The following is a 1332-nucleotide window of genomic DNA, read 5'->3' as shown; positions in this document are numbered from 1 at the left end:
GGGGGTCAGCCAGTAGGTGCGGTGTTCGAAGGGGTAGGTGGGTAGGTCGACTTTGGTGGCGCCGCGGCCGGCGAACAGGGTGGTCCAGTTGATGTTCACGCCGTGGGTGTGGGCGTGGGCGAGCATGGTGAGGAATGTTTCGGTGTCGTCGCGGCGGCGGCGTAGTGCGGGTGCGGCGAGGGTGTTGTCGGGGGTCAGGGTGCATAGCACTGGGTCGGGGCCCAGTTCGAGGTAGTGGGTGACGCCGGCGTCGGTGAGGGTGGTGATGCCTTGGGCGAAGTGCACGGTTTGTCGGACGTGGTTGACCCAGTAGTCCGGGGAGGTGGCTTGGGTGTCGGTGAGGATGGCGCCGGTGAGGTTGGAGATGATCGGGATTTGTGGTGGTGAGTAGGTCAGCGTGGTGGCGGTTTGGTGGAGTTCGGTGAGGATGGGTTCCATCAGTGGGGAGTGGAAGGCGTGGCTGACGTGGAGTCGTCGGGTGGTCAGTCCGGCGTCGGTGAGTTGTGTTTGGAGGGCGTCTAGTTCGGCCGCTGGTCCGGACAGTACGAGGGAGCGGGGGGCGTTGACTGCGGCGATCGCCACGGTTTCGGGGAGTAGTGGGGTGATTTCGCCGGTGGTGGCGGTGACCGACATCATGGCTCCGCCGGGGGGCAGTGAGCCCATCAGGCGGGCTCGGGCGGCGACGAAGGTGCAGGCGTCTTGTAGTGACCACACTCCGGCGATGTGGGCTGCGGCGAGTTCGCCGATGGAGTGTCCGATCAGGTAATCGGGTTGGATGCCCAGTGATTCGGTGAGTCGGTAGAGCGCGACTTCGAGGCTGAACAGGGCTGGTTGGGTCCACTGGGTGTGGTCGAGGGTGTCGGGGTCGGTGAGGGCGTCGCGTAGTCCGGGTCCGAGCAGGTCGTCGAAGTGTGTGCAGCACTGGTCGAAGGTGTGGGCGAAGACGGGGAACACTTCATGCAGTCCGGCGCCCATGTTGATGCGTTGGGCGCCTTGGCCGGTGAACATTATTGCGGTGCGGCCGGTATCGGTGCGGCCGGTGATGGTGGCTCGGGGCAGCACCACTGCTCGGTGCTCGAGGTGGGTGCGGGTGGTGGCGGCGGTGAACGCCACATCCAGGGGTGGGGCGTTCACCGCTTGGAGTCGAGTGATCTGTTCGGTGAGGGCTTGTTCGGACCGTGCCGAGGCCAGCAACGGCACCACCGGCAGCTCCGCCACCACCGGGGATTCATTGGTTGAAGCATTCTCGGGGGTGGGGGGTTCTTCGATGATGACGTGGGCGTTGGTGCCGCTGATGCCGAAGGAGGACACCCCGAATCGGCGTCGTCGGGG

At 65.6% G+C, this 1332-nt stretch carries 1 protein-coding gene; it reads right to left on the bottom strand.

Annotation, left to right across the window (positions count from 1 at the left end):
* On the bottom strand, positions 1 to 1311 hold a 1311-nt coding region (locus AWC12_RS28590; RefSeq protein ID WP_234814199.1), incomplete at its 3' end, for an acyltransferase domain-containing protein.
* Positions 1312 to 1332: the final 21 nt, after the last annotated feature.

It is taken from the genome of Mycolicibacterium iranicum, assembly GCF_002101705.1.
GTDB classification, from domain to species: domain Bacteria; phylum Actinomycetota; class Actinomycetes; order Mycobacteriales; family Mycobacteriaceae; genus Mycobacterium; species Mycobacterium iranicum.
The sequence above is the reverse complement of the archived record's forward strand: the minus strand, read 5'-3'. Positions and strand labels throughout refer to the sequence as shown.